The sequence below is a fragment of the Pseudomonas marginalis genome (assembly GCF_900105325.1).
GTDB lineage: Bacteria > Pseudomonadota > Gammaproteobacteria > Pseudomonadales > Pseudomonadaceae > Aquipseudomonas > Aquipseudomonas marginalis.
The window spans coordinates 707,150-732,287 of sequence record NZ_FNSU01000001.1 but is presented as its reverse complement, the minus strand read 5'-3'; the positions used below and the strand labels follow the sequence as shown (position 1 = coordinate 732,287).

Sequence of the window (25,138 nt, the reverse complement as noted above, 5' to 3'; positions counted from 1 at the left end):
GATTTTTTTAGAGCATTCACTTAAAAAATCACTTCGGTAACAAATACCTACAACCCCATCCCACAGCAGCAGGCAAAAAAAACCCACCGGTTCAAGGTGGGTTTCGAGGGCGCCGACGCAGGATCAATCCCTCAAGTCAGACTCATGAATCGGTTGGTCCCGATGGGTCGCTCGTTGGTACTGAGCCGGCCAAATGGCCTTGCGCCCACCCAGATCATCATCGGCATGCAACGGCCAGTAAGGGTCACGCAGCAGTTCACGCGCCAGGAAGATGATGTCGGCCTGGCAGGTACGCAGGATGTGTTCGGCCTGGGCCGGCTCGGTGATCATGCCGACGGTGCCGGTGGCGATGCCCGATTCCTTGCGTACACGCTCGGCAAAGCGCGTCTGGTAACCGGGGCCGGTGGGGATTTCGGCGTTGGCGGCAGTGCCGCCGGAAGACACGTCGATCAGGTCCACGCCCAGGTCTTTGAGACGGCGCGCGAGCTCCACGGTTTCATCAGGGTTCCAGCCGTCTTCCACCCAGTCGGTGGCCGACACCCGCACGAACAGCGGCAGCTCCTGGGGCCAGGCTTCGCGCACCGCCTGGGTCACTTGCAGCACCAGGCGGATACGGTTCTCGAAGGAGCCGCCGTACTGGTCCTGACGCTGGTTGCTGATGGGCGAGAGGAATTGATGCAGCAGGTAACCATGGGCGGCATGGATTTCCACCACTTCAAAACCGGCGGTCAGGGCGCGCCTGGCGGCGGCGACAAAGTCGGCGATCACTTGCTGGATCTGCGCCTCATCCAAAGGCTTGGGTTGGGTGTGCTGCGGGTCAAAGGCAATCGGCGACGGTCCCACCGGCACCCAGCCACCGTCTTGCGGCTTGACGCTGCCGTGCTTGCCGATCCATGGGCGGTGGGTGCTGGCCTTGCGCCCGGCATGGGCCAGCTGGATGCCCGCCACCGCGCCCTGGGCGGCGATAAACCGTGTGATGCGCCGCAGGGGTTCGATCTGTTCGTCGTTCCACAGGCCCAGGTCTTCGGCCGTGATGCGACCATCGGCGGTTACGGCGGTAGCTTCGGTGAATATCAGCCCGGCGCCACCGACCGCGCGGCTGCCGAGGTGGACGAGGTGCCAGTCGTTGGCCAGGCCATCGACACTTGAGTACTGACACATCGGCGACACGGCGATGCGGTTGAGCAGGGTCAATTGGCGCAGGGTATAGGGTTCGAGCAGCTGGCTCATGGCGCACCTCTTCTTGGCTTTTGGGTACTTTTGTAGGAACGAGCTAGCTCGCGAAGGCCTCATAGGCGCCGCGTTTATCCAGGATTAACGCGTTACCGTGACGTTTTTCGCGGGCAAGGACTAGGCGTCCCCCCCGCTCCTACACAACAGTGCTTAGAGCCTAGTCGACAACCGTGGATTGCACAGGGTTCAGACGTAAAGCGGGAGCCGATTGCCGGCTCCCGTACCGCGCAGGCTTACATTTCGACCTGGGTGCCCAATTCGATCACTCGGTTGACCGGGAGCTTGAAGAACCGCAGGTTGCCGTTGGCGTTCTTGAGCATGAATGCAAACAACGCTTCGCGCCAACGGGCCATGCCCTTGATGCGGGAGGCGATGACGGTTTCACGGCTGAGGAAGTACGTGGTGCGCATCGGACTGAAATCCAGGCCGTCCAAATGGCACAGCTTCAAGGCTTCGGGGACATCCGGCTCATCGGTAAAGCCGAAGTGCAGGATCACGCGAAAGAACCCTTCGCCGTAGGAATCCACCTCGAAGCGCCGTGAGGCCGGGACACGCGGGATGTCTTCGTAGACCACTGTCAGCAACACCACCTGTTCATGCAGCACCTGGTTATGCAACAGGTTGTGCAACAGCGCATGGGGCACGGCGTCCGGGCGCGCGGTAAGGAACACCGCCGTGCCCTGCACGCGATGCGGCGGCTGCACGCGGATGCTGCTGATGAAGATCGGCAACGGCAGGCCACCTTCGTCGAGGCGGTCCACCAGCAATTGCTTGCCGCGCTTCCAGGTGGTCATCAGCACGAACAGCACAATCCCCGCCAATACCGGGAAGGCGCCACCCTGGATGATCTTCGGCACGTTGGCCGCGAAGTACAGCCCGTCCACCAACAGGCAGCAGACCAGGACCGGTACGGCCAGAATCGGTGGCCATTTCCACAGCAACAGCATGACTGCCGACACCAGGATGGTGGTCATCAGCATGGTCCCCGTCACCGCCACGCCGTAGGCCGACGCCAGTGCGTTGGAGGACTCGAAACCCAGCACCAGCAGGATCACGCCGACCATCAGCGACCAGTTCACCGCACCGATATAGATCTGGCCCTGTTCGGCGCTTGAGGTGTGCTGGATATGCATACGCGGGATATAACCCAACTGGATCGCCTGGCGCGTCAACGAAAACGCACCGGAAATCACCGCCTGGGACGCAATCACCGTGGCCAGGGTGGACAACACCACCAGCGGGATCAGCGCCCAACTTGGCGCCAGCAGGTAGAACGGGTTGCGTGCGGCTTCCGGGTCGCCCAGCAGCATGGCGCCCTGGCCGAAATAATTGAGCACCAACGCCGGCAAGACCAGGATGAACCAGGCGCGGGCGATGGGTTTGCGGCCGAAGTGGCCCATGTCGGCATACAGCGCCTCGGCACCGGTCAACGCCAGCACTACCGCACCGAGGATCGCCACGCCAATGCCAGGGTGGGCCTCGAAGAAACGCACGCCCCACATCGGGTTCAGGGCATTGAGCACTTCAGGGTGCAGGGTAATGCCATACACACCGAGGCCACCCAGCACCAGGAACCAGGTCACCATCACCGGCCCGAACAGCTTGCCGATGCGGTCGGTACCGTGCTTCTGGATCAGGAACAGCGCCACCAGCACCACCAGGGCGATCGGCACCACCCATTTTTCCAGGCCGTCGAACGCCAGCTCCAGGCCTTCAATGGCCGACAGCACCGAAATCGCCGGGGTAATCATGCTGTCGCCATAGAACAACGCCGCACCGCACAGGCCGCACACCACGAGGAAACTGCGCAACTTCTTGCGCTCCCCCGCCGCCCTTCGCGCCAACGCGGTCAGGGCCATGATGCCGCCTTCGCCCTGGTTATCGGCGCGCAGCACGAACAGCATGTACTTGATCGACACCACCCAGATCAACGACCAGAAGATCAGCGCCAGGATCCCCAGCACACCGTCATGGTTGACCTGCACCCCATAACCGCCGTTGAACACCTCTTTGAGGGTATAGAGCGGGCTGGTCCCGATATCGCCGTAAACCACCCCGACCGCTGCCACCAGCATGCCGATCGGCTTTGCGTTGGAATGCTCGGCACCTGCTGCCTGACTACTTGCCTGACCCATCAACCACTCCTGCCCTTTGACCTGAGGTCTCTTATAAACAGCGCGTCTAAGCTGACCCTAGCATGCGCTGTTTTACTTCTCGTAACAGACGTTTTATTGACCCAAGGGTTTTCCCCGTGCGCAACGGCGCGAAGCATAGCGCAGCAGTCGTCGTATTTCCCTGCATAAAGCTGGAGTCTTTTTGCCTGCATTGACGTCATTTAGTTCCAACGCTAGGTTTTTCGCTTTTTACGGACTTCGCGATTTCCGACGCATGGGTTGCATAGCGGCGTGCTGGGAACAAAAAGCGTTTGATCAAATTTTATGGGCTGTCTCATACTCTGGCTGTAGCTACAACGTAGCTACAACTTTGAGAGGGAGTCATGATATGCCTGCATTACTGAAGACTACTGACGTGCGATGCCGCATCGATGAGGATTTGAAGGAGCGTGCCACTGCTGTGCTCAATGCCTGTGGGCTTAGCCTCAGTGACGCCATGCGTCTTTTCCTCCGCCAGGTCGTGACAACACAGGGAATACCGTTTGAGGTGCGGGTTCCTTCGCAGAAGACCGCTCGTGCCATGGCACAAGCGCATGCGATACGTCGCCAGTTTGACTCGATCGACGACATGCTAAGGGACACTGATGGCGAAACAGGAGAAGAAACAAAAGCGCGCTGACCTGCCAAACCAATGCGCGCAGACGCCTGAGTTTAAAAAGTCTGGGAACGCTACAAACGTGCCGGGCGTCGGGATATGAATGAGGTCCGGGTGGTGATGGTGATGCTTTTTTTAGGCGAACAACTACCCGCCGAGTATCGAGACCATGCGCTTACCGGGAATTGGGACGGTTTCAGAGAGTGCCACATCGGCGGTGATTTTCTGATGATTTATGAACAATCGCGGGCTGACCTGACCACCTTTGTGGACTTGGGGAGTCACGCGGAATTGTTCGCGTAGTGATTGGCGAATCGAATGACGCAGCACTCGTCGCATTTCCCTGCATAAAGCTGGTCAAGTGCGTTGCCCGTCGCTAGAATTGCGCACTTTTTGATCAGAGGCGCGGCAAGCGCCCGTCCGCAGCCCTGTCGTGCCCGACTGGCGGCGTCATTCAATACCGAGGTTAGACATGTCCACCACCATCGCAAAAGCCAACCCCAAGGTTGGCTTTGTTTCCCTGGGTTGCCCGAAGGCGCTCGTCGATTCCGAACGCATCCTCACGCAACTGCGCATGGAAGGCTATGACGTGGTGTCCACTTACCAGGACGCCGATGTGGTGGTGGTCAACACCTGCGGCTTTATCGACTCGGCCAAGGCAGAGTCCCTGGAAGTGATCGGCGAAGCCATCAAGGAAAACGGCAAGGTCATCGTGACCGGCTGCATGGGTGTGGAAGAAGGCAATATCCGCAACGTGCACCCCAGCGTACTGGCCGTGACCGGCCCGCAGCAGTACGAGCAGGTGGTCAATGCCGTGCACGACGTGGTGCCGCCGCGCCAGGATCACAACCCGCTGATCGACCTGGTACCGCCTCAAGGCATCAAGCTGACCCCGCGTCACTATGCGTACCTGAAGATTTCCGAAGGCTGCAACCACAGCTGCAGCTTCTGCATCATCCCGTCGATGCGCGGCAAGCTGGTCAGCCGTCCGGTGGGTGACGTACTCGACGAGGCCCAGCGCCTGGTCAAGTCCGGCGTCAAGGAGCTGCTGGTGATCTCCCAGGACACCAGCGCCTACGGCGTCGACGTGAAATACCGCACCGGCTTCTGGAACGGCGCGCCGGTGAAAACCCGCATGACCGAGCTCTGCGAAGCCCTCAGCAGCCTGGGCGTGTGGGTGCGCCTGCACTACGTCTACCCGTACCCGCACGTGGACGAGCTGATCCCGTTGATGGCCGCCGGCAAGATCCTGCCGTACCTGGACATCCCGTTCCAGCACGCCAGCCCGAAAGTGCTCAAGGCCATGAAACGCCCGGCCTTCGAAGACAAGACCCTGGCGCGCATCAAGAACTGGCGCGAGATCTGCCCCGAGCTGATCATCCGTTCGACCTTCATCGTCGGCTTCCCCGGCGAAACCGAAGAAGACTTCCAGTACCTGCTGGACTGGCTGACCGAAGCGCAACTGGACCGTGTGGGTTGCTTCCAGTACTCGCCCGTGGAAGGTGCCCCGGCCAACCTGCTGGACCTGGCCGTGGTCCCGGATGACGTCAAGCAGGACCGTTGGGAGCGCTTCATGGCGCACCAACAGGCAATCAGCTCGGCGCGCCTGCAACTGCGTATCGGCAAGGAAATCGAAGTGCTGATCGACGAAGTCGACGAGCAAGGCGCAGTCGGTCGTTGCTTCTTCGATGCACCGGAAATCGACGGTAACGTGTTTATCGACGATGCCAGCGGCTTGAAGCCGGGTGACAAGGTCTGGTGCACCGTGACCGACGCTGATGAGTACGATCTGTGGGCTGAAAAGCGCGACTGATCGAAAAAACTTGAAAAGCCCTGCTTCTGGACAAGATGCGGGGCTTTTTTAGGTCTATCTTTTGCCCATCAGCGCCAATCATCGCAAGGGGCAGCGGGCATGCGTCAGCATTCGGTTATCCACACACCTAAAGCCAGCGACTACGCGGAGTTGGCGCGCATCTGGGAGGCCTCGGTGCGGGCCACCCATGATTTTTTGCCGGACAGTTACATCATATTGCTGAAAAACCTGCTGCTGACCCGCTACCTGGATTCGGTGATGCTGATCTGCACCAAAGACGCACGCCAGCGTATTACCGGGTTTGCCGGGGTGGCGTGCGGTAAGGTGGAGATGCTGTTTATCGACCCGCAATACCGCAGGCAAGGCCTCGGCCGGCAGTTGCTGCGTTATGCAATCGAGCGCATGAACGCCGACGAACTCGACGTTAACGAGCAGAATCCCCAAGCCTTGGGGTTCTATTTCAAGCAGGGTTTCGAAGTGGTCGGACGCACCGAGCATGACGGCCTGGGCCAGCCCTATCCGTTGCTGCACCTGCGCCTGCGCCAGCAACAACAAAACGCCCGTCAGGGCTAAATGAAAGGTTCATCACGGATTACCGGGAAAGACGCTCTTGATCTTCATGAAGAAGAATTCGCTATCCCGGTAACCGTACGCCATCCGTTTGATGACCTTTATTCGATTGTTTATTCCTTCCAACTGACCGGTGTGCATCGGCCAGCGAACCCGACTGACGATGCCCCGCCAATAACCCTTTAGCCGTTTGGCAAACTGGATCAGAGCCGGTATTTCGCTTTCATATGCATGGCGCAGCCATTGCTTCCAGGCCGATCTCCAGGTCCAGGCAGTGCTCGGTGTCCAGAGCGTTTTGAGTTCAGCCTTCATCAAATAAACTGTCATCAGCGATTGGTTGGCCTCCAATAAATCCTGCAAATGGACCTGTTGTTCCGGCGTTTTCAGGTTCTGTGGGTTACGCAGCAACAGCCATCGTGCCTGCTTGATGACCTTGCGAGCCGGCTTGTTATGACGCAGCCGATTAGCTTCGTCGACGCGGACCCGATCAATCACCTCTCGGCCATATTTGGCCACCACATGGAAAAGGTCGTAGACCACTCGCGCTTTCGGGCAATGCTGGCGAACCTCCAGATCAAAAGCAGTATTCATGTCCATCGCCACCGCTTCGATTCGAGCGCAGCCCTCCGGCCCCAGTTCCTCGAAGAACGGCCTGACTGCCGCTCGGCTACGGCCTTCACCGATCCACAGCACTCGTCGTGTATCGGCATCCAGCACAACGCTGGCGTAACGATGACCTTTGAATAACGCGAACTCGTCCATGATCAGGCGTCGTGGTTGCGCCTTCGGCAACTCACTCAACACCGCCTGCAAGGCTCGACGCTCCAGCAACCGAACAGTGTCCCAATGCAGTCCAAACATCTGGGCCACGTGCAGGGTGGGAAGGCGCTCGCAGGCCTGAATGACCGCCTCGGCCAAGCGGCGCGTCATGCGGGCATAGCGATCCAGCCAACTGACGGCCTCCATGCGTTTTCCACAGTCGCGGCAGCCAACACGCCTGAGCAAAATGCTGAGGCGCACCGCGCGACCGAGAATGGGCAGATCACGAACGGTTCGCTCACAATACTCATGAGTGGTTGAACAAGGTTTTTGGCAGCCGCCGCAGGAAGGGAATCGGGTGGCGTGGGGAATCAGATCGATCTTTAGAGCGTCACCATCGGGCTTGATCGTGACGACAGAAAAGCCCTCCCAAAAAGGAAGGAAAGTATTAATATCACGCATAAGAACGCCGGTTTTTTAGATGTGTTTGCTCGCACGAACATCATCAATCAAATCGGCGTTCTTGTTTCTGTGTTTCCCGGGATTCCGTGATGAACCAAATGAAATGGGGCCGGGATTAACCGTGCCCACACAGGTACAATAGCCGCCCCCTTTTGTTACGGCCCTTGTCATGACTGACCCCATACGCCTCTCCAAACGCCTTATCGAACTGGTCGGTTGCTCCCGTCGGGAGGCTGAGCTGTTTATCGAAGGCGGCTGGGTCTCGGTGGACGGTGAAGTGATCGACGAGCCGCAATTCAAGATCACCACCCAGAAGGTCGAACTGGACCCGGAGGCCAAGGCCACTGCGCCAGAGCCGGTGACCATCCTGTTCCACGCCCCGGTTGGTGTCGATGCCGAGACGGCAATGGCCTCGATCAGCGCCGAAACCCTCTCGGAGGAACACCGCTTCAGCAAGCGTCCGCTCAAGGGCCACTTCCTGCGCCTGACCGCCAGCGCCGACCTGCAGGCCAAGGCCAGCGGCCTGCTGGTGTTTACCCAGGACTGGAAGATCCTGCGCAAGTTGACCGCCGATGCCGCCAAGATCGAGCAGGAATACGTGGTGGAGGTTGAAGGCGACATGGTTGCCCACGGCCTCAACCGCCTGAACCACGGCCTGACCTACAAAGGCAAAGAGCTGCCAGCCGTAAAAGCCAGCTGGCAGAACGAAAATCGCCTGCGATTTGCGATGAAAAACCCGCAACCAGGCGTGATCGCCCTGTTCTGCGAAGCCGTTGGCCTGAAAGTCGTCGCTATCCGCCGCATTCGCATCGGCGGCGTGTCCATCGGCAAAGTGCCGGTTGGCCAATGGCGTTATCTGTCCGGCAAAGAAAAGTTCTAAACAGCCTCCCCCTTTCCAGGCACCGCCCCACCCGGCGGCGCCCACCGTTGAAAACCAGGATTGCCCACCATGATTCACAACGACGTACTGCGCAGCGTGCGCTACATGCTCGACATCAGCGACAACAAGATGGTCGAGCTTATCAAGCTCGGCGGCATGGACGTGACCAAGGAAGACCTGCTGACCTACCTCAAGAAAGACGAGGAAGAAGGCTTTGTGTTCTGTCCGGATGAGGTCATGGCCCACTTCCTCGATGGCCTGGTGATCTTCAAGCGCGGCAAGGACGAAAGCCGTCCGCCGCAGCCGATCGAAACCCCGGTGACCAACAACATCATCCTCAAGAAACTGCGTGTGGCCTTCGAACTGAAGGAGGACGACATGCACGCCATCCTCAAGGCTGCCGAATTCCCGGTGTCCAAGCCTGAGCTGAGCGCGCTGTTCCGCAAGTTCGGCCACACCAACTACCGCACCTGTGGCGACCAGTTGCTGCGTAACTTCCTCAAGGGCCTGACGCTGCGCGTCAGAGCTTAAGAACAGCCATAAGCTTCAAGCTGCAAGTTAAAAGCTTGTGGCTTGCGGCTTGCAACTTGAGGCTCCAATAATGGCCTACCAGGTCTCGCCCGTCGGTTTCGTACGCTCCTGCTTCAAGGAGAAGTTCGCCATTCCGCGCCAACCGCAACTGGCGCCTGCCGCGCGGGGCGTGCTGGAGTTGGTGGCGCCGTTCGACCAGGGCGAGGCGGTACAGGGCCTGGAGCAGGTCAGCCATGTGTGGCTGTTGTTTCTGTTCCACCAGGCCCTGGAGGACAAGCCCCGCCTGAAAGTGCGCCCGCCCCGCCTGGGCGGCAACACGTCCATGGGCGTGTTTGCGACCCGCGCGACTCATCGGCCCAACGGGATTGGCCAGTCAGTGGTCAAGCTGGACAAGGTGGAGCCAGGCCGGCTGTGGATCTCCGGGATCGATTTGCTCGATGGCACCCCGGTATTGGATATCAAGCCGTATGTGCCCTATGCCGACATCATCGACACAGCCACCAACAGCATCGCCAGTGGTGCGCCGCAGCTGATTCCCGTGCAGTGGCTGAAGAGCGCACTGCAGCAGGCACAAGGCCACGCCCAGCGCCTTGGGGAACCGTTGGTGGAGTTGATCGACCAGTGTCTGGCACAGGATCCACGGCCGGCATACCAGACGCCAGGGCCTGAACGCGAATACGGGGCGCAGTTCTGGGATGTGGATGTGCGCTGGCACTATCCAGAGGCCGGGATGATTTGTGTGTTGGAAGTGGTGCCAGCGGGATAAACCGGAAACCCAATGTGGGAGGGGGCTTGCTCCCGATGGCGGTGGATCAGTCAACGTGTATATCGACTGACCCATCGCCATCGGAGCAAGCCCCCTCCCACATTTTTTACCGCAGTTATTTCTCGACGAACGCGCGCTCGATCAAGTAATCACCCGGCTCACGCATGCGTGGCGAAACTTTCAGGCCGAAGCTGTTCAGCACTTCGCTGGTCTCGTCCAACATGCTTGGGCTGCCGCACAACATGGCGCGGTCGTCCTCGGGGTTGATCGGTGGCAGGCCGATGTCGCTGAACAGCTTGCCGCTGCGCATCAGGTCGGTCAGGCGGCCTTCGTTTTCGAACGGCTCGCGGGTCACGGTCGGGTAGTAGATCAGCTTCTCACGCAGGGCCTCGCCGAAGAACTCGTTCTGCGGCAGGTGCTCGGTGATGAATTCGCGGTAAGCGACTTCGTTGACGTAGCGCACGCCGTGGCACAGGATCACTTTTTCAAAGCGCTCGTAGGTTTCCGGGTCCTGGATCACGCTCATGAACGGAGCAAGGCCAGTACCGGTGCTGAGCAGGTAGAGGTGTTTGCCCGGCTTCAAATCGTCAAGCACCAGGGTGCCTGTCGGTTTTTTGCTGATGATGATCTCGTCGCCTTCCTTCAAGTGCTGCAATTGGGAAGTCAGCGGGCCATCCGGCACCTTGATGCTGAAGAACTCCAGATGCTCTTCCCAGTTCGGGCTGGCAATGGAGTAAGCGCGCATGAGCGGGCGGCCGTTGGGCTGTTGCAGGCCGATCATCACGAACTGACCGTTCTCGAAGCGCAGGCCCGGATCGCGGGTGCACTTGAAGCTGAACAGAGTGTCGTTCCAGTGATGAACACTGAGGACACGCTCGTGGTTCATGTTGCTCATGTACGGGGGACTCCTGGAAATGGGTCTGCGCCAAAGATGAAGTGCGCAATTGCACAGCATTCTAATGGCGGCGACAATATCTGTTAACTGGATTATTAAGATAAGGGTTATCGGTTATATCGATATGCGATTTACTCTCCGTCAACTGCAAGTCTTCGTCGCCGTCGCCCAGCAGGAAAGCGTCTCCCGCGCTGCTGGCCTTCTGGCCTTATCTCAATCCGCCGCCAGCACCTCGATTACCGAGCTGGAGCGCCAATCCAGCTGCCAATTATTCGACCGTGCCGGCAAGCGCCTGAGTCTCAACGCCTTGGGCCATCAGCTGTTGCCTCAAGCGGTGGCGCTGTTGGACCAGGCCAAGGAGATCGAAGACCTGCTCAACGGTAAGTCCGGCTTCGGCTCCCTGGCGGTCGGCGCTACCCTGACCATTGGCAATTACCTGGCCACCCTGCTGATCGGCAGCTTCATGCAGCAGCACCCCGAAAGCCAGGTGAAGCTGCATGTGCAGAACACTGCCAATATCGTGCACCAGGTTGCGCACTACGAAATTGACCTGGGTCTAATCGAAGGCGACTGCAGCCACCCGGATATCGAGGTGCAAACCTGGGTGGAAGATGAGCTGGTGGTGTTTTGCGCGCCTCAGCACCACTTGGCCAAACGCGGCGTGGCCACCCTCGAAGAGTTGACCCATGAGGCCTGGATCCTGCGGGAACAAGGCTCCGGCACGCGCCTGACCTTTGACCAGGCCATGCGCCATCACCGCAGCGCGCTGAATATCCGCCTGGAGCTGGAGCACACCGAGGCGATCAAACGGGCGGTGGAATCGGGTTTGGGCATTGGGTGTATTTCTCGGCTGGCGCTGCGCGATGCATTTCGCCGTGGCAGCCTGGTGCCGGTAGAAACCCCGGACCTGGACCTGGCCCGGCAGTTCTACTTCATTTGGCATAAACAGAAATACCAGACCTCCGCGATGCGGGAGTTCCTGGAGCTGTGCCGCGCCTTCACTGCCGGGGTTCAGCGCAGCGACGAGATCGTGCTGCCGAGCATTGCCTGATCGTCAGATCAGAATCACTGCCCACACCAGGGTGATCATGGTCAGTGCCACGAATTGCGCGGCGCTGCCCATGTCCTTGGCGTTTTTCGACAAGGGGTGGCGATCGAGGGAAATACGGTCGATCGCCGCTTCTACCGCCGAATTGAGCAATTCAACGATCAAGGCCAACAGGCACACCGCAATCAGCAGCGCGCGCTCAACACGGCTGACATGCAGGAAAAAACTCAGCGGGATCAGGATGACGTTCAACAAGACCAGTTGACGGAACGCCGCCTCACCGGTGAAAGCCGCGCGCAGGCCATCCAGGGAATAGCCCCCTGCATTGAAGATACGTTTGAGACCGGTTTGACCCTTGAAAGGCGACATAGACGTAGGCAACTGAACCAAAGGAGTGGGGAAACTAGATCACGCAAAGTCAAAAAAGCGTGAATCGGTAACAACTTAATGCTGAGCAATTGACTCAAGTTGTTGCAAGAGCAGCGCCGCCTGGGTCCGCGTACGCACCCCCAATTTGCGAAAGATTGCCGTGACATGAGCCTTGATGGTCGCTTCCGACACACTCAGCTCATAGGCGATCTGCTTGTTCAGCAAACCTTCGCAGACCATGGTCAGCACTCGAAACTGCTGGGGTGTCAGGCTGGCCAAGCCATCACGGGCGGCCTTGGCTTCGTCGGACACGTTGATGTGTTCAAACGCTTGCGGCGGCCAGGACACATCACCGTCCAACACTGCGCGCACGGCCTTCTGAATATCTTCCATCGCGCTGGACTTTGGAATGAAGCCGCTGGCGCCAAACTCCTTGGAACGCACCAACACGTCGGCATCTTCCTGGGCAGAGACCATCACCACGGGGATCTGCGGGTATTGCCCACGCAGGAGCACCAGCCCCGAAAAACCGTAGGCGCCGGGCATGTTCAGGTCGAGCAGCACCAGGTCCCAATCGGATTTTTCGGTAAGGCGGGCTTCCAGCTCGGCAATGCTGGCCACTTCAACCAGGCGCACGTCCGGGCCAAGGCCCAGGGTCACGGCCTGATGGAGCGCACTGCGAAACAGCGGGTGGTCATCGGCTATCAGGATTTCGTATGTGGCCATTGATTAAATGATCCTGTTTTTTATGGCAGCCCCGATGGGTTCGGGGTTCACCAATACACAAGGCGACGGCCAGGCAGCCATCGCCACAGGGTACGTTCAACGTCAAAAGCACTTGGAACGACGTCGAAAACTCACGGTTGCACCCCAATCGGCGCTCAGCATGCCCAGCGCAGCCTGGGGGGTCAAGCACTACGCCCATGGGCATTTTAGCGGCATGCAGGTTTACGGTGCCATCATGCAAACGTCGTCTGGCTATAGCGTGGCTATATAGGGTGCAAGACGAGTATGGACGCTGTCGGTCGGGTCCAATGGCAGCTGGAACTTGGCGGCCAGGTAATGGGTGCTGAATACGTCGAGGTAGGCGTCCAGCACTTCGCTGGCAGCGGTGTCATCGGCCAGTTCCAGGCACAGGGCGGCGACTTCGGCGGTGCAGAAATGGTCATCACGCTTGGAGCGGCGCAGTTTGTAGCGCGAAAGCTGCTCAGGCGCCAGGCTCAATACCGGCAGATACTCCAGATAGGGACTCTTGCGGAACATCTTGCGCGCTTCGCTCCAGGTGCCATCCAGCAGGATGAACAGCGGGCGCCTGCCTTCTGCCACCGTCACGGTACTGACGACACGCTCGGGCGCCACGAATTCGCCGGGGAACACGATGTAGGGCTGCCACTGCGGGTCAGCGAGCAGGGTGAGCAAATCCGGGTCGACTTCGGTACGCGACCAGGCGAATGCCGTGGTGTCCTCGACCACGTCGGCGATCAGCCAGCCGGTGTTGCTGGGTTTCATCGGTTCGACATCGTGCATCAGCAGGCACATGGCGGACCTGGCCGCGACCTGGGGGCGCCAGGCGCACAGGCAATACTCGGGGATGACCCGGCAGCCGGGGCAGCGTTCGGCACGTGAGCCTCGATTGACGAAGGGCTTGATCGCGCGTGCCAGGCGCTGTGTGCGCAGGCGGGAGACGGCATGGCTCATCGGATGCGCCGTACAGAGGGGTAGATCGACACGGAGAAAACTCGTGGAAGGCTGAAGTGACCGCAGTTTACCAGCGATACGCCTGGCTGTAGTGGCAAGGGGTCACCTATAATTGCGCGCCACTGAACGCACAGCGCAGTGGCTGGTCTATGCACCAGTAACCGAATCAGGAGAGTTTCATGCTGCGTTCCATGCTGCGTCTTGCCGCCCCATCCATCGCACTTGCGCTGGTACTGCCCGTGGGCGCCCAGGCGGCCTCGCTGCTGGAGGCCCAAATGAACCGGAAGCTGCAAAGCGTCGCGACTGAAAGCAACAAGGACCTGCCGCGGGAAATCGACGAAAAAACCCTGGAAGTGGCCTACACCGTTGAGGGCATGCAACTGATTGATCACCTCAGCGTATTGCCTGATCGCGCCGAACAGATGCGCGCCAACCCCAAGGCGGTGTACTTCCAGCTGGGGCAAAGCGTGTGCCTGAACAAAGGTTATCGCGAGCTGATGGCCAAGGGCGCAGTGATGCGCTATGAAATCACCGAGAACAAGACCAATCGTCCTGTGGCATCGGTGAAATTCGTGGAAGCGGATTGCCCGGCACCGGCTGCCGCCAAGAAGAAAAAGTAATCTTCGCTTGCCCTTCGCGCGCTGCTGTCCAGTAGCGCGCACTCCCCTGCTTCATTTCCCTGCAGGCGGCTAAACTCCCTGCTGAGTGACCAATAAGCGGTTGCCAGCCAAGGGTTTTTCGGCCCATGATCAAGTCATCCCGACCGCCCGTTCATCACGGCTTCCACGCCGTTCTGTAACATTTCCAGGGCAAAAGAGGGTTGCCCTCCTGCGAAGTGCAGTGCAAAGGTTTTTTAAATCACAAGGAACATACAGAGCCCGTTTGCTGCCTGGCGAACACGTGCAATGCCTTGGTATGCAGCGACACATGCAGTGTCGTGGCCCCCGGACGAATCTCTCGCCGTTGGCCCAGCCTCTGTGAAGAAGGAGAAGTTGAATGCCTTACGAACCGAATGACCGCCTGCTCCGGCATTTTGAAGAAAACGGGGCCGACCTTACGCAACAGGTTGAAGCTCAGCTCCAGCAGATCGCCCCCAACAGCCCGAATATCCCCCTGTATCGCGACATGATCCTGACCGTGCTGCGCATGGCCCAGGACGACCGCAACCGCTGGAACGCCAAGATCACCTTGCAAGCCATTCGCGAACTGGACCACGCCTTCCGCGTACTCGAACAGTTCAAGGGGCGCCGCAAGGTTACGGTGTTCGGCTCGGCACGCACCCCGGTGGAAAGCCCACTGTACGCCTTGGCCCGCGAGGTGGGTGCCGCACTGGCCCGTTCGGACCTGATGGTAATCACCGGTGGTGGCGGCGGCATCATGGCGGCGGCCCACGAAGGGGCAGGCCTGGAGCACAGCCTGGGGTTCAATATCACCCTGCCGTTTGAACAGCATGCCAACCCGACCATCGATGGCACCGAGAACCTGCTGTCCTTCCACTTCTTCTTTACCCGCAAGCTGTTCTTCGTCAAGGAAGCCGATGCGCTGGTGTTGTGCCCGGGTGGTTTCGGCACCCTGGATGAAGCCCTGGAAGTATTGACCCTGATCCAGACCGGCAAAAGCCCGCTGGTGCCGGTAGTGTTGCTGGATGCGCCCGGTGGCGGTTTCTGGCAAGGCGCCCTGGACTTTATCCGTAGCCAGCTGGAAGCCAATCGCTACATCCTGCCCACCGACCTCAAGCTGGTACGCCTGGTGTACAGCGCTGAAGAGGCAGTGGAAGAGATCAATCAGTTCTATGCCAACTTCCATTCCACGCGCTGGTTGAAACGTGAGTTTGTGGTGCGCATGAATCACCCGCTCAGCGATCGAGCGCTGGCTCATTTGCAGAGTGAATTTGCCAGCCTGCGGTTGAGCGGAGAATTCCAGCAGCTTGCCTATACCGGTGAGGAGCATGATGAGCCGAAGTTCAGCCATTTGACGCGGTTGGTGTTCAACTTCAATGGCCGTGACCAGGGCCGGTTGCGGGAGCTGGTGGATTACATCAACTTGCCGGAGAACTGGGCGCAGGCTCAGGGGAAGACGCAACAGCGGGTAGCGCCGCAGCCGGCGTGAAATCCAGAAACGCAGGATCCAGAAACGCAAAAAGGCCCGCTATTTTCATAGCGGGCCTTTTTTGGGGGCTTCAGGTTTGGTGTTTCAGGTTTAGATCGAAGGTGAGGTTATTGGGGCTGCTTCGCAGCCCAGCGCGGGGCAAGCCCGCTCACCACAAGCAAGCCCGCTCGCCATAACAAGGCCGTTCACCGCACAACAAGGTTGTTCAGTCGTCCATATCTCGACCGCTGAGTAAGCGACTGATCATCTCCATAGAAAAACCGCGATAACTCAAGAAGCGTCCCTGCTTGGCGCGTTCCCTGGCATCAATGGGGAGATGACCCGAGAATTTGCGGCGCCAGGTGTCCTCCAACTGCGCCTGCCAACTGATACCGCACTCACGCAAGGCAAGGTCGATATCAGCGCGCTGTAAACCGCGCTGGCTCAGCTCTTCGCGAATACGCGCCGGGCCATAGCCGGACCGGGCTCGGTAGGAGACAAAACTTTCGAGATAACGGGATTCCGAAAGCAGCCCCTCTTCCGTCAACCGGTCAAGGGCGGTTTCGATCATCTCAGGTTCCGCACCGCGCTGACGCAGTTTACGCGTCAGCTCGACTCGACCATGCTCGCGGCGAGCGAGCAGGTCCATTGCGGTGCGCCGAACGGCGACAAGTGTATCCAGTACAACGGTCATCGTTTATTTCAGATGTCAGTGTCGGCTTCTTCTACTTCTTCAACCGGCTCGCGGTTGGCGGCAGCTTTCACGTCTGGTGTTGGGGTCAGCAGTTTGTCGCGGATCTGCTTCTCAAGCGTGGCAGCGATGTCCGGGTTGTCCGCCAGGAACTTGGCCGAGTTGGCCTTGCCCTGACCGATCTTGCTGCCATTGTAGGCATACCAGGCACCGGACTTTTCGACGAAGCCGTGCAGCACGCCCAGGTCGATCATCTCGCCGTTCAGGTAGATACCCTTGCCGTAGAGAATCTGGAACTCAGCCTGGCGGAAAGGCGGAGCCACTTTGTTTTTCACGACCTTGACGCGGGTTTCGCTACCCACAACCTCGTCACCCTCTTTCACCGCGCCGGTACGGCGGATGTCCAGGCGGACCGACGCGTAGAACTTCAGCGCGTTACCACCGGTGGTGGTTTCCGGGCTGCCAAACATCACGCCGATCTTCATGCGGATCTGGTTGATGAAGATCACCAGGCAGTTGGCGTTCTTGATGTTACCGGTGATTTTACGCAGCGCCTGGGACATCAGGCGGGCTTGCAGGCCCACATGCATGTCGCCCATTTCGCCTTCGATTTCAGCCTTGGGTACCAGGGCTGCCACGGAGTCGACCACGATCACGTCGATGGCGTTGGAGCGCACCAGCATGTCGGTGATTTCCAGGGCTTGCTCACCGGTGTCCGGCTGGGACACCAGCAGGTCATCAACGTTGACGCCCAGCTTGCCGGCGTATTCAGGATCCAGGGCGTGCTCGGCGTCGACGAACGCGCAGGTGGCGCCCATTTTTTGCGCCTGGGCAATCACCGACAGGGTCAGGGTGGTTTTACCGGAAGATTCAGGACCGTAGATTTCAACGATACGACCTTTTGGCAGGCCGCCAATGCCGAGCGCGATGTCCAGACCCAGAGAGCCAGTGGAAATAGCCGGGATCGCCTGACGGTCGTGATCGCCCATACGCATTACGGCACCCTTGCCGAATTGACGTTCGATCTGACCCAGGGCCGCAGCCAAGGCTTTCTTCTTGTTGTCGTCCATTAAAGTCCTCACGTAATCAATAAGGCCTGACGGCCAACACCTGTATAAGTAGACAGTATTGTTCCACAAAGATCGGAGATCGCCTACCCCTGATTTTCTATTTCTGCTGCAGCTCGTCGCAACAAGCCCTCCAGCGCGGCCTTCACCGTTTGTCGGCGGACCTCATCTCGGTTGCCGGAGAAGTGCGCAAGCTCGGCCGTGACCTCCTCGCCAACGCCAAAGGCCAGCCAGACGGTGCCCACCGGCTTGTCCACCGAACCACCATCGGGCCCCGCCACACCGCTGACCGCCACGGCAAAGCGCGCCAGGCTTTTCTCCTGGGCGCCGCGCACCATGGCCTCCACCACTTCCTGGCTGACCGCCCCAACCTTTGGAAACAAGGTTTCCGGCACATTCAACTGCCGGGTCTTCTGCCGATTGGAATAGGTGACATACCCCGCCTCGAACCAGGCCGAACTCCCCGGGATCCGCGTAATGGCCTCGGCGATACCGCCACCGGTACAGGATTCGGCCGTGGTGACGTGGGCATTGAGCATCTGCAGGCGGCGGCCCAGGTCAGCGGCAAGTTGAGTGATTTCCTTCACGACGGTCTCCAGAAGTGGGCGGGGGTTTGCCTACCCTACAGGAGCAAATCGCTCATGCAAGCGACAGACTGGAACAAGAGATTAGCGGGCGACAGCGTGCACATACGCCTGGCAAGCGCGCAAGGCGATCAGTCCTTGGTCGCCGGCATCGGTGATGCCGATAATTCGCTGAGCATGCGCCGGGTCAAGTCGGGCTCGTGCGGCTGCATGAACCAGGCCGCCGGTGGTGGTGGTACTTGGCACTGCGCAGCCATCGGCGGCTTCGGTGGCGTCGAGAAGGACTGACAACCGCACATCAGCAGTGGCCAGACGGTCGCGCAGAGCAGCCTGGTTACGTTGGGCATCGCTCAACTCCCGAGCATGGTGTTGGTCGCTGGCACTGAGCTGTTGCTCCAGGGCCAGCCGTTTGTCCTGTTCAGCCTGTTGTTGATGCAAGACCGCCTGGCTTTGCTGGCTGAGCGCCTGTGCATGGACAGAAGCCTGGCGCTCAAGCTGTACCCCCAAGCGCCAGGCCTGGACCTGCCAGGTCACCGCCACCAACAGGCAAGCACCGATCAGTTGGTAGGCCCCTAGGAAACGCATAACACCGCCTTCGCCCGCGCCCACAGCCGCAAGCGATCCTCCAGCCCATTCAGCCCGCCATTGATACGCCGTGTAATGGTGGTGAACTGGTCCTTGTCGGCCAGCTCATTCAGGCCATTGACCTGCCAGAACCAGGCGGCCGACTCAGCCGCCCATTGGGGTTGCTCGAGCAACATAGGCTCACGCAACAGACGATCGTCACCAAACAACGCCTGACTGCAGGCCAGGTAATTGCGCCGACCGGTGATCTGGATCAGCCCCCGCCCCCGGTACAAAGGACCATCGCCATCCGCTTCGGGGCTATTGCCCAGGCGCGCGGCCAGGCTGCCGGTGTCGTATTTGCTCAGGTAGTAATCGCTGCCCAGTTCACGGACGTAACGCAGTTCGGCGGATTCGTGGCCAATCTGGGCGAGGAAGGCGGCGATGCGCTTCGCACAGTTGATCTCGAAACGAACGAAAGCCGCATTCAAGGGCATTAAAAAAACGCCCGCTCTAAGGCGGGCATCCGGCATAACGTCAAGCAGCTGGGGGAGTGTTATCACCATTGGTTTTACTCTCGAAAAGTAGCTATATCGACAACCCACCGGCCGTGATCGAACTGCGGTATCCCGTCGCCGGATCGCCGACATGAACCACCTGCTTTATCGACCAGCGCCCCTGCATATAGGACGGCCAGCTCTCATCCAGCACTAACAGGCCTTCCGCGGCCAACAATGGATTGCCCGGGCAATCGATCAGCAACTTCAAATTTTCACGCCCCACACGACGCAGTTCACCTTCGGCAACGGCGCGGGCTTCGGCTTCGTTCTGGTAGCGTTGGCGCAAGGTTTTGAACGGTGCATTCCCCACCTGGACGACGCGCTGCTTGCCGGCGGAGACATCCCACCAACTGGCACGGCAGCCTTGGTATTTCGAGCGGGATTTTTCGTCGAGCTTGGCGGTGATAAAGCCTTGTTCACCGGGGCGGGGTTTACACCGGTGATCTGGATACTCGGGGCGAGGGTGACTTGCACGTTATCCGTGCGCGCCGCATTGAGTTCCTTGCTCACCGCATTGGGTGCAGGCAGGCGATCCGTTGAGCCGAACAGTTTGTCACCGAGCCAACTGCCTGCCTCGCTGCCGAGCAAACCACCGATTGCGCCACCGACAGCGGTGCTGAGGCCTGAGCCGACGGCGTTTACGCCACCGCTGCGTACGCCTTGAACCACATTGACTTGAAGAGAAATTTCTCAGCCATAACAGACCACCGAGCAGAACAGTGCCGGTACCGCCAAGCCACGCGAACGTGTGCCTGGCCCCAGGTCGTTAGGATCCATCGCCACTCCATAGAGAAAGGTGGCCGAAGTACGACCTGTACAAATGAGTTAGCCCCAGCAGCACTCCCAGCTTGGAGCAATGGGTGTGGTGGAGCCGAAAACGAAAAGGCCCCCCACGATGGCGGGGGTATTGGAAAGATTCACGTGGCTTACGTAACAAACAAGATGGCCGACTCTAGAGTCGGCCAGGTCTCGCTTATGGCAGCAGATCGTAGGTCAGGAACAGCGAGGATGAGCCCGAGTTAGTGGCGATCCAAAGCCCATACCCCGCCGGTAAAGTGACGGGGAACTGCAAGGCATTGTAGGTCGCCGCTACCGAAGCCAAAACAACAGGCTTCGTCTTGTCGGTGGCCCCGGTGACGGGGGTTGTGCCAGTTGCGAGGATCGAATACTGCGTACCGAGGAAAGAAGCCGTTCGAAGCACTGCTCCATTGGTGTTCATCGCAGGATTGATGACTTGAACTACGCTGGCACTGTATTCGCCAGAAAACAATTTAGAGCCGATTGGTTGTGCGTCCATGTTTTCACCTATTGAGTCGAATGATTTGTCGCGGAGGATTCCGCTTTCATGTCGCTCAAAGGCGATTGCTCGAGGCTCGTGGCCTTCCCATGATTCAACGTCCCGCATCGGGAACATTTGATCTGGAGCTCTGTAAACCCACCCGTACGGGCGAGAAGTCTTTTGCAGTTACCGCATCTGAATTCTTTCAACATCTGCAAGTCCGTTTATTTATCTGCTAGGCTCCGTCCCGCTCGTGCGAGCAGTGAGGGCCCTGGCTGGCTTGCAGGCTAGATCTGCGATCTGGCGTCTCCTTAGGGTGTTAGTGCACCCTCTGGAGTCGCCCTCTCTTTTTTCGATCTCAACAAAAAGCCCTGAACTTGTCGGGGCTTTTTGCTTTCTTCCGGGCACAAAAAATCCGACACAATGGCCGTTTTTTGTGAATCATCATGATCGGCCTCAAGTGCTCGAGTATCTGCAGTTGCGCGCACCGGCGCTGTGGAACGCATAGTCGATCCAACTTGGGTTCACGCGGCCGTCCAAGCAAGGGCAGGAGTCGGCGTAGGTTTGCAGCAGTTGCTGCGCGGCCGCTTGGGTCAGCAGTCCGCTTTCGTTGTCGAGGCTGACCTTGAGTCTGGCCGCGCTCTGCGGCGCGCGGGTGGCGACGTAGTCGACGACAAACGCCTTGAACTCCGCCAGCAGTGGTTCGAACTCATCGACCGCGATAATCGCCGGCTCCGCCAGTTGGTTCTGGCCTGGGATCAGCATGCTCATGTCACAACCTCGAAGGATTGTTGGCGGTTTTTCCAGGTGCCGGCAAAACGCAGCAATAACCCGGCGCCCTGGCGGGTGGCGACGATGACCTGGGGCTGGAAGTCGACAATGCCGTTCTGGCTGTTGTAGAACGCTTGCGCGGCGTGGCTTTGGGCGAGGATCAACAGGTCATCGCCAAGGTTCTGGCCGAGCAGTTGCGGGATCATCGAGCCGTTAATCCAGTTGAAGGTGTGGCTGGCATCGTCGTAGTCGCTTTGGGTGCCATCCTGATGGCGCCGCCGGGTCAGCGAGGCCACGCTGGACACCGGTGGAAACAGACTACTGTTCAGCCCGAACAGCGCCACAGACTGCATGCCCCCTTCCCCACCGCCGTAGTTGAGCAACAGGCATTGCTCGCCCACCGACGGAATACGGGTTTCGGTCTGCGCACCGGCGCTGGGGTTGAAGAACCGAATCGCCGGGGTAAGCAACTCACCATGGCTGACCTTGCAGGTATTGCTGGCAGCGTCGACCTCCTGGCACACGCCAATGCGGCAGAAACTGTCCGCGCGTCGATACAGGTCTTCGAGCTGGGCTTCCATTTCCGCCAGGCGCTCGACAATCGGCCCCAGTTGCATGCGTAACAATGCGTCGAACATGGACTACTCCTGCAGGGGCCGATATTGATCCGGATCGTCGATGTCCGAGACTTCCCAGGTGCGGGCAAACAGCGGTGTGCCGGTGGGGTCTTCGAGCAACGACGGGCCGAGATAGAGGGTTTGGGTGAAGGACACGGTCCAGGTGTCGTAGTCCGTTTCGGCGCTGGCGAGCCCAGAGGGCGCCGCGACGACGGCCGTGGGTAAATCGCACTGGTCCGACGGCAGGCCCCAGCGGTTATCCAGGGCCAGGTCCATCAATTGGTTGGCCAGGTCGCACGCGTCAAAAGGCGCCGCCGCGCTGGCGACCGTAACCCTGAGTGATACCGACAAGGCATGCGCCTTGCGCCCTTCACGGGAACGCACACCGGGGCCGTTGCGTTCCACGCTGATCAGCACGCCAGTGTGATCCCCGGCGCCGCCAACGTCCTGGTGGTTGCCTACCTGTAATTGTGGGAAGGCACGCTTCAGCGCCCCCTCAATGGCTACAGGCAGTTGGGAGGGTTTTTCGATAAGTGTCATCAGTTGCGTCCTTGCAGCAGTTACTGCTGATCCGAGCGGGATGTCGGCGCTTCGTTGACCCCGATGCGCTTGGCCGCCCAGCGTTCATAAAGGCCGATGGCGACGTCTGCGCCGGCCATGGCCGTCAGGCAACCAATGGCGCCGGCGGTCCAGATCGACATGCCGGCGGCGTAGCACAGCATCAATGCCGAAACCCCGCAGACCATGCACGCCCCGGACCGCAGGGCCAGACGCCGGACCAGCGACCAACCGCGGGCGCCCTCCTTGTCGGCACGCCACATTTCGCCGGATACGCCGCCAATCAGCGCCAGTGCGATCACCAGCCAGATAGGCATTTCCGCTAACGCTTGCTGCTCGTTTGTCATGTCACGCCTCCTGGCTGAGCAATGCCGGCAACGCACCGGCTTTTGGGTAAATCCATGTATAGGTAGGCATTCCAAAAAGCCCGGTTGCCCAGGCTTTTCAGTAATGCGGTCCAGCGTCGATCTTTCGGCGCTACTGGCGCGGTACGGATCTTTCCTCGATGTTTTTCCGACCACGATCCCTGTCTGCCGGATAACTGCTTCTGGTGCTTTACGCTGCACACCCGGGTCAGTTGCCAACCCTCTGAACCGTTAAGGCCGGTTCATCGCTGCCTGTTGCTGAAGCGGTGTCACTAAAGAGCGTCGGCATCCTTGCCGGTGTTGCCTGGCATCCCTGCCATCGCTCTGATGGCGTCCTTGCCGATGTTGCGTGCCTTCCTTGTCTTCCTTGGCAGCATCCTTGCCGCCTCCACCAGGCCTTGTTGGCTGGCTTGAGATGAAGGATATGCATGTATGCATATACAGTCAATGCACAAATGCATTTATTTCACCATGATAATGCACTGATGCATTTCATGCCTTGCGGGCAAAGGGTTTGGCGATTTTCCACGGGCGAAAAAAAGCCCGCTCGATGGCGGGCTCTCTCTTACGCAAGGAGGTTAACGGGCGTACATCCCCCACCAGAACACATGACCGAGGATGCTGATCTGCTCATCTTGGATATCCTGGAAGCTGTAGTCCTCATCCGGGTGTTCATCGCGATTGAAACTGCGCAGGCGAATCCCGGAAGGCAGGCGATAGAGCTGTTTAACCCGCAGCTGGCCATTGTGATTGATGGCATACAAGTCGCCATCGACGATGTCGCCGATGCCACTTTTGCCAGCATTCACGCCGACCGTCGCGCCGTCGCGCAGTACCGGCAACATACTGTTGCCGCGCACCGTCACACACTTGGCCTGGTCGAACTGCACACCGTTATGTCGCAGGCTGCGCTTTCCAAAACGCAGGCTGGCCTTCTCGCTTTCCTCGATGACGAATCTTCCTGATCCAGCAGCCAATTCAACCTCGCGCAGAAAGGGGATCGACACCTCGTCATCATTAACGGGGGTGTCATCGTCCCACAGGCTTATATCCTTGAGTTCCGAATGCGTCGGGGCGCGCCCGTCATCGCGCAAAGCCCCCACCGCCGCACGCCCGCGCAGTTGATCGGTGCTGACGCGGAAGTACTCGGCGATACGCGAGATGTGTTTATCCGACGGATCAACGATCTTGCCGCTGAGAATCCGGGACAACGTGGATTGAGGCACGCCAGTACGCCGGTGAAGCTCCGTGGGGGAGATCCGGTCGCGGTCCAGCAGTTCTCTTAAGACGATAGAAACGTTGCGTTTTTGCATAGCGGCGATAGTGACGGGAGTTTTTGGGGTTGGCAAATGCTAATTTGCATCATTCATGCATTAATTATGCACTCGCAATACCTTTCAGTGGACCTGCTTCAATCGAAAGCGCATCTTCAGCGCGGGATTCATTGTGCTCGGCAGCGCCTTATATCTGCAAAGGGACCGCCTCTGCTATCGTGCGGCCTCTCACAGAAATGGAAGCATCGAAGAATGGGCTCATGGAAGACGCTGGCGATCGCTGCCGTGGCAGTGATCGGCAACCCGGTAGCGGCGGCTGAAAACGCCAACCCTTTCGATAAAGCGCTGATGTACACGACGTTCGTGCCCACCATCCTGATTGGGGGAGCCAGCGTTCTCACGACCGATGCGCCAAAGCTTTTCACATCCTCCAAAACCGATGCCCTCGCCTTTATCGGTTCGGACGGCGAGATCCGCGGTGCTGAGTTCGAACAGGCATCTCGGTACTATCGCGCGACCTACGCCTCGCCTCTTATGTCCGACATGCAACTGGCCAAGGCGATCGCCTCATCGTACTGAGGGAGGCATTTTCGGCTGCGCGCCAATAGCGACACGTCCCTGCGCATTTAAACAAATGCGCCATCCCACTTTGCGTTTTACCTATCCGTTTGCGACCTGCGAAGGGCCGACCTCGCGTGTTAACCTTGCAGCCATTGCAAAATCAGCAGGGCCGAGCGCCCCACCTTTGCCCCACTCCTTTCAACGAATTTGCCTATTATCCAATGAGTAAAAACACGTCCGATCTGTCCTCCCACACCCCGATTGTGTAAGAGTATGTCTGTGATTTTGAGGCATAGGCCCGTGGTTATTGGCTACGGCGGCTGTTCATAGCAGGTTGCACAGATGCATAAATGGCATTGGGTGGCA

28 protein-coding genes and 5 pseudogenes are annotated in these 25,138 nt (G+C 59.1%); 11 read left to right on the top strand and 22 right to left on the bottom strand.

What is annotated here, in order from left to right; translation table 11 throughout:
• Positions 1-123: 123 nt before the first annotated feature.
• Both BLW22_RS03600 and BLW22_RS03595 read right to left on the bottom strand, forming a co-directional pair.
• Positions 124-1,230 (bottom strand): NADH:flavin oxidoreductase/NADH oxidase, encoded by a 1,107-nt coding sequence (locus BLW22_RS03600; protein WP_074844206.1) that lies wholly within the window; start codon positions 1,228-1,230, stop codon positions 124-126.
• A gap of 236 nt (positions 1,231-1,466) precedes the next feature.
• Entirely contained in the window at positions 1,467-3,368 is a 1,902-nt protein-coding gene (locus tag BLW22_RS03595) for a potassium transporter Kup (protein ID WP_027604535.1), read from the bottom strand.
• Positions 3,369-3,735: 367 nt separating this feature from the next.
• On the opposite strand from BLW22_RS03595, the gene BLW22_RS03590 reads away from it, so the two are divergent.
• From BLW22_RS03590 to BLW22_RS03575, 4 genes are all read left to right on the top strand, one after another.
• Complete coding sequence (locus BLW22_RS03590) at positions 3,736-4,026, top strand: type II toxin-antitoxin system RelB/DinJ family antitoxin (RefSeq protein ID WP_074844204.1); 291 nt, start codon at positions 3,736-3,738, stop codon at positions 4,024-4,026.
• Positions 4,027-4,101: 75 nt separating this feature from the next.
• A complete protein-coding gene (locus BLW22_RS35075) occupies positions 4,102-4,305 on the top strand; it encodes a type II toxin-antitoxin system YafQ family toxin (protein WP_065926504.1) in 204 nt (67 codons plus the stop codon).
• Positions 4,306-4,474: 169 nt separating this feature from the next.
• Positions 4,475-5,815, top strand: coding sequence for a 30S ribosomal protein S12 methylthiotransferase RimO (gene rimO / locus BLW22_RS03580; RefSeq protein ID WP_005785474.1), 1,341 nt, complete (start codon positions 4,475-4,477; stop codon positions 5,813-5,815).
• Between the two features lie 99 nt (positions 5,816-5,914).
• On the top strand, positions 5,915-6,388 hold the full coding sequence (locus BLW22_RS03575; protein ID WP_074844201.1) for a GNAT family N-acetyltransferase: 474 nt from the start codon (positions 5,915-5,917) through the stop codon (positions 6,386-6,388).
• Positions 6,389-6,400: 12 nt separating this feature from the next.
• Here the strand turns inward: BLW22_RS03575 and BLW22_RS03570 are convergent, their stop codons facing one another.
• On the bottom strand, positions 6,401-7,606 hold the full coding sequence (locus tag BLW22_RS03570) for an ISL3 family transposase (RefSeq protein ID WP_065924368.1): 1,206 nt from the start codon (positions 7,604-7,606) through the stop codon (positions 6,401-6,403).
• A gap of 169 nt (positions 7,607-7,775) precedes the next feature.
• Here BLW22_RS03570 and BLW22_RS03560 point away from each other — a divergent pair, with 169 nt between their 5' ends.
• The 3 genes from BLW22_RS03560 (at position 7,776) to tsaA (ending at position 9,783) form a co-directional block, all read left to right on the top strand.
• Positions 7,776-8,486 carry an rRNA pseudouridine synthase gene (locus BLW22_RS03560; RefSeq protein ID WP_027604539.1) on the top strand — a complete coding sequence of 237 codons (711 nt, stop codon included), beginning with the start codon at positions 7,776-7,778 and terminating at the stop codon, positions 8,484-8,486.
• Positions 8,487-8,555: 69 nt separating this feature from the next.
• Positions 8,556-9,017, top strand: coding sequence for a YehS family protein (locus BLW22_RS03555; protein WP_065926507.1), 462 nt, complete (start codon positions 8,556-8,558; stop codon positions 9,015-9,017).
• Between the two features lie 70 nt (positions 9,018-9,087).
• The gene (gene tsaA / locus BLW22_RS03550; protein ID WP_065926508.1) at positions 9,088-9,783 is read left to right on the top strand and encodes a tRNA (N6-threonylcarbamoyladenosine(37)-N6)-methyltransferase TrmO; all 696 of its coding nucleotides are present in this window, start codon (positions 9,088-9,090) and stop codon (positions 9,781-9,783) included.
• A 115-nt stretch (positions 9,784-9,898) separates the two neighbouring features.
• Here the strand turns inward: tsaA and fpr are convergent, their stop codons facing one another.
• Positions 9,899-10,678: a ferredoxin-NADP reductase gene (fpr, locus tag BLW22_RS03545; RefSeq protein ID WP_003172178.1), complete on the bottom strand. Its 780-nt coding sequence runs from the start codon at positions 10,676-10,678 to the stop codon at positions 9,899-9,901.
• Positions 10,679-10,802: 124 nt separating this feature from the next.
• On the opposite strand from fpr, the gene BLW22_RS03540 reads away from it, so the two are divergent.
• On the top strand, positions 10,803-11,729 hold the full coding sequence (locus BLW22_RS03540) for a LysR family transcriptional regulator (protein ID WP_027604543.1): 927 nt from the start codon (positions 10,803-10,805) through the stop codon (positions 11,727-11,729).
• Positions 11,730-11,732: 3 nt separating this feature from the next.
• Here the strand turns inward: BLW22_RS03540 and BLW22_RS03535 are convergent, their stop codons facing one another.
• The 3 genes from BLW22_RS03535 to BLW22_RS03520 form a co-directional block, all read right to left on the bottom strand.
• Positions 11,733-12,095: a diacylglycerol kinase gene (locus BLW22_RS03535; RefSeq protein ID WP_065938722.1), complete on the bottom strand. Its 363-nt coding sequence runs from the start codon at positions 12,093-12,095 to the stop codon at positions 11,733-11,735.
• 75 nt (positions 12,096-12,170) lie between these two features.
• Positions 12,171-12,821 carry a response regulator transcription factor ErdR gene (gene erdR, locus BLW22_RS03530; protein ID WP_074844194.1) on the bottom strand — a complete coding sequence of 217 codons (651 nt, stop codon included), beginning with the start codon at positions 12,819-12,821 and terminating at the stop codon, positions 12,171-12,173.
• A gap of 252 nt (positions 12,822-13,073) precedes the next feature.
• On the bottom strand, positions 13,074-13,793 hold the full coding sequence (locus BLW22_RS03520; protein ID WP_065926512.1) for a tRNA-uridine aminocarboxypropyltransferase: 720 nt from the start codon (positions 13,791-13,793) through the stop codon (positions 13,074-13,076).
• Positions 13,794-13,972: 179 nt separating this feature from the next.
• Here BLW22_RS03520 and BLW22_RS03515 point away from each other — a divergent pair, with 179 nt between their 5' ends.
• Together BLW22_RS03515 and BLW22_RS03510 are read left to right on the top strand one after the other, a co-directional pair.
• Positions 13,973-14,413, top strand: a complete 441-nt coding sequence (locus tag BLW22_RS03515) for a PA3611 family quorum-sensing-regulated virulence factor (protein ID WP_027604548.1) — start codon at positions 13,973-13,975, stop codon at positions 14,411-14,413.
• 376 nt (positions 14,414-14,789) lie between these two features.
• A complete protein-coding gene (locus BLW22_RS03510) occupies positions 14,790-15,902 on the top strand; it encodes an LOG family protein (RefSeq protein WP_065926513.1) in 1,113 nt (370 codons plus the stop codon).
• Positions 15,903-16,107: 205 nt separating this feature from the next.
• Here BLW22_RS03510 and recX read toward each other — a convergent pair whose 3' ends face one another.
• The 15 genes and pseudogenes from recX to BLW22_RS03440 all read right to left on the bottom strand — a co-directional run bounded on the left by recX (position 16,108) and on the right by BLW22_RS03440 (position 24,250).
• A complete protein-coding gene (gene recX / locus BLW22_RS03505) occupies positions 16,108-16,575 on the bottom strand; it encodes a recombination regulator RecX (protein WP_012722522.1) in 468 nt (155 codons plus the stop codon).
• Positions 16,576-16,583: 8 nt separating this feature from the next.
• Positions 16,584-17,642, bottom strand: a complete 1,059-nt coding sequence (recA, locus tag BLW22_RS03500; RefSeq protein WP_065926514.1) for a recombinase RecA — start codon at positions 17,640-17,642, stop codon at positions 16,584-16,586.
• 83 nt (positions 17,643-17,725) lie between these two features.
• Complete coding sequence (locus BLW22_RS03495) at positions 17,726-18,226, bottom strand: CinA family protein (RefSeq protein ID WP_065926515.1); 501 nt, start codon at positions 18,224-18,226, stop codon at positions 17,726-17,728.
• Positions 18,227-18,307: 81 nt separating this feature from the next.
• Positions 18,308-18,808: a lysis system i-spanin subunit Rz gene (locus tag BLW22_RS03490; RefSeq protein WP_065926516.1), complete on the bottom strand. Its 501-nt coding sequence runs from the start codon at positions 18,806-18,808 to the stop codon at positions 18,308-18,310.
• Positions 18,796-19,353 (bottom strand): glycoside hydrolase family 19 protein, encoded by a 558-nt coding sequence (locus BLW22_RS03485; RefSeq protein ID WP_074844192.1) that lies wholly within the window; start codon positions 19,351-19,353, stop codon positions 18,796-18,798. Before BLW22_RS03485 ends, BLW22_RS03490 begins: the two co-directional genes overlap by 13 nt.
• A gap of 22 nt (positions 19,354-19,375) precedes the next feature.
• Positions 19,376-19,774: pseudogene (locus BLW22_RS03480) on the bottom strand (phage late control D family protein); the annotation flags it as partial.
• A 231-nt stretch (positions 19,775-20,005) separates the two neighbouring features.
• Positions 20,006-20,124: pseudogene (locus tag BLW22_RS03475) on the bottom strand (chemotaxis protein); the annotation flags it as partial.
• 196 nt (positions 20,125-20,320) lie between these two features.
• The gene (locus tag BLW22_RS03470; protein WP_074844189.1) at positions 20,321-20,644 is read right to left on the bottom strand and encodes a hypothetical protein; all 324 of its coding nucleotides are present in this window, start codon (positions 20,642-20,644) and stop codon (positions 20,321-20,323) included.
• A gap of 8 nt (positions 20,645-20,652) precedes the next feature.
• On the bottom strand, positions 20,653-20,838 hold the full coding sequence (locus tag BLW22_RS03465) for a Com family DNA-binding transcriptional regulator (RefSeq protein ID WP_074844186.1): 186 nt from the start codon (positions 20,836-20,838) through the stop codon (positions 20,653-20,655).
• 373 nt (positions 20,839-21,211) lie between these two features.
• A pseudogene (locus BLW22_RS03460) lies at positions 21,212-21,397 on the bottom strand (baseplate J/gp47 family protein); the annotation flags it as partial.
• A pseudogene (locus BLW22_RS35070) lies at positions 21,394-21,609 on the bottom strand (phage baseplate protein); the annotation flags it as partial. The pseudogenes BLW22_RS35070 and BLW22_RS03460, both read right to left, overlap by 4 nt.
• Positions 21,607-22,035, bottom strand: a pseudogene (locus tag BLW22_RS03455) (phage baseplate assembly protein V); the annotation flags it as partial. The pseudogenes BLW22_RS35070 and BLW22_RS03455, both read right to left, overlap by 3 nt.
• A 3-nt stretch (positions 22,036-22,038) precedes the next feature.
• Positions 22,039-22,554 (bottom strand): ATP-binding protein, encoded by a 516-nt coding sequence (locus BLW22_RS03450; RefSeq protein WP_074844183.1) that lies wholly within the window; start codon positions 22,552-22,554, stop codon positions 22,039-22,041.
• 20 nt (positions 22,555-22,574) lie between these two features.
• The gene (locus tag BLW22_RS03445; protein ID WP_027604569.1) at positions 22,575-22,919 is read right to left on the bottom strand and encodes a phage holin family protein; all 345 of its coding nucleotides are present in this window, start codon (positions 22,917-22,919) and stop codon (positions 22,575-22,577) included.
• Between the two features lie 596 nt (positions 22,920-23,515).
• Positions 23,516-24,250: a LexA family transcriptional regulator gene (locus BLW22_RS03440; RefSeq protein ID WP_074844180.1), complete on the bottom strand. Its 735-nt coding sequence runs from the start codon at positions 24,248-24,250 to the stop codon at positions 23,516-23,518.
• 213 nt (positions 24,251-24,463) lie between these two features.
• On the opposite strand from BLW22_RS03440, the gene BLW22_RS03435 reads away from it, so the two are divergent.
• Entirely contained in the window at positions 24,464-24,790 is a 327-nt protein-coding gene (locus BLW22_RS03435; protein ID WP_065926521.1) for a DUF2388 domain-containing protein, read from the top strand.
• Positions 24,791-25,138: the final 348 nt, after the last annotated feature.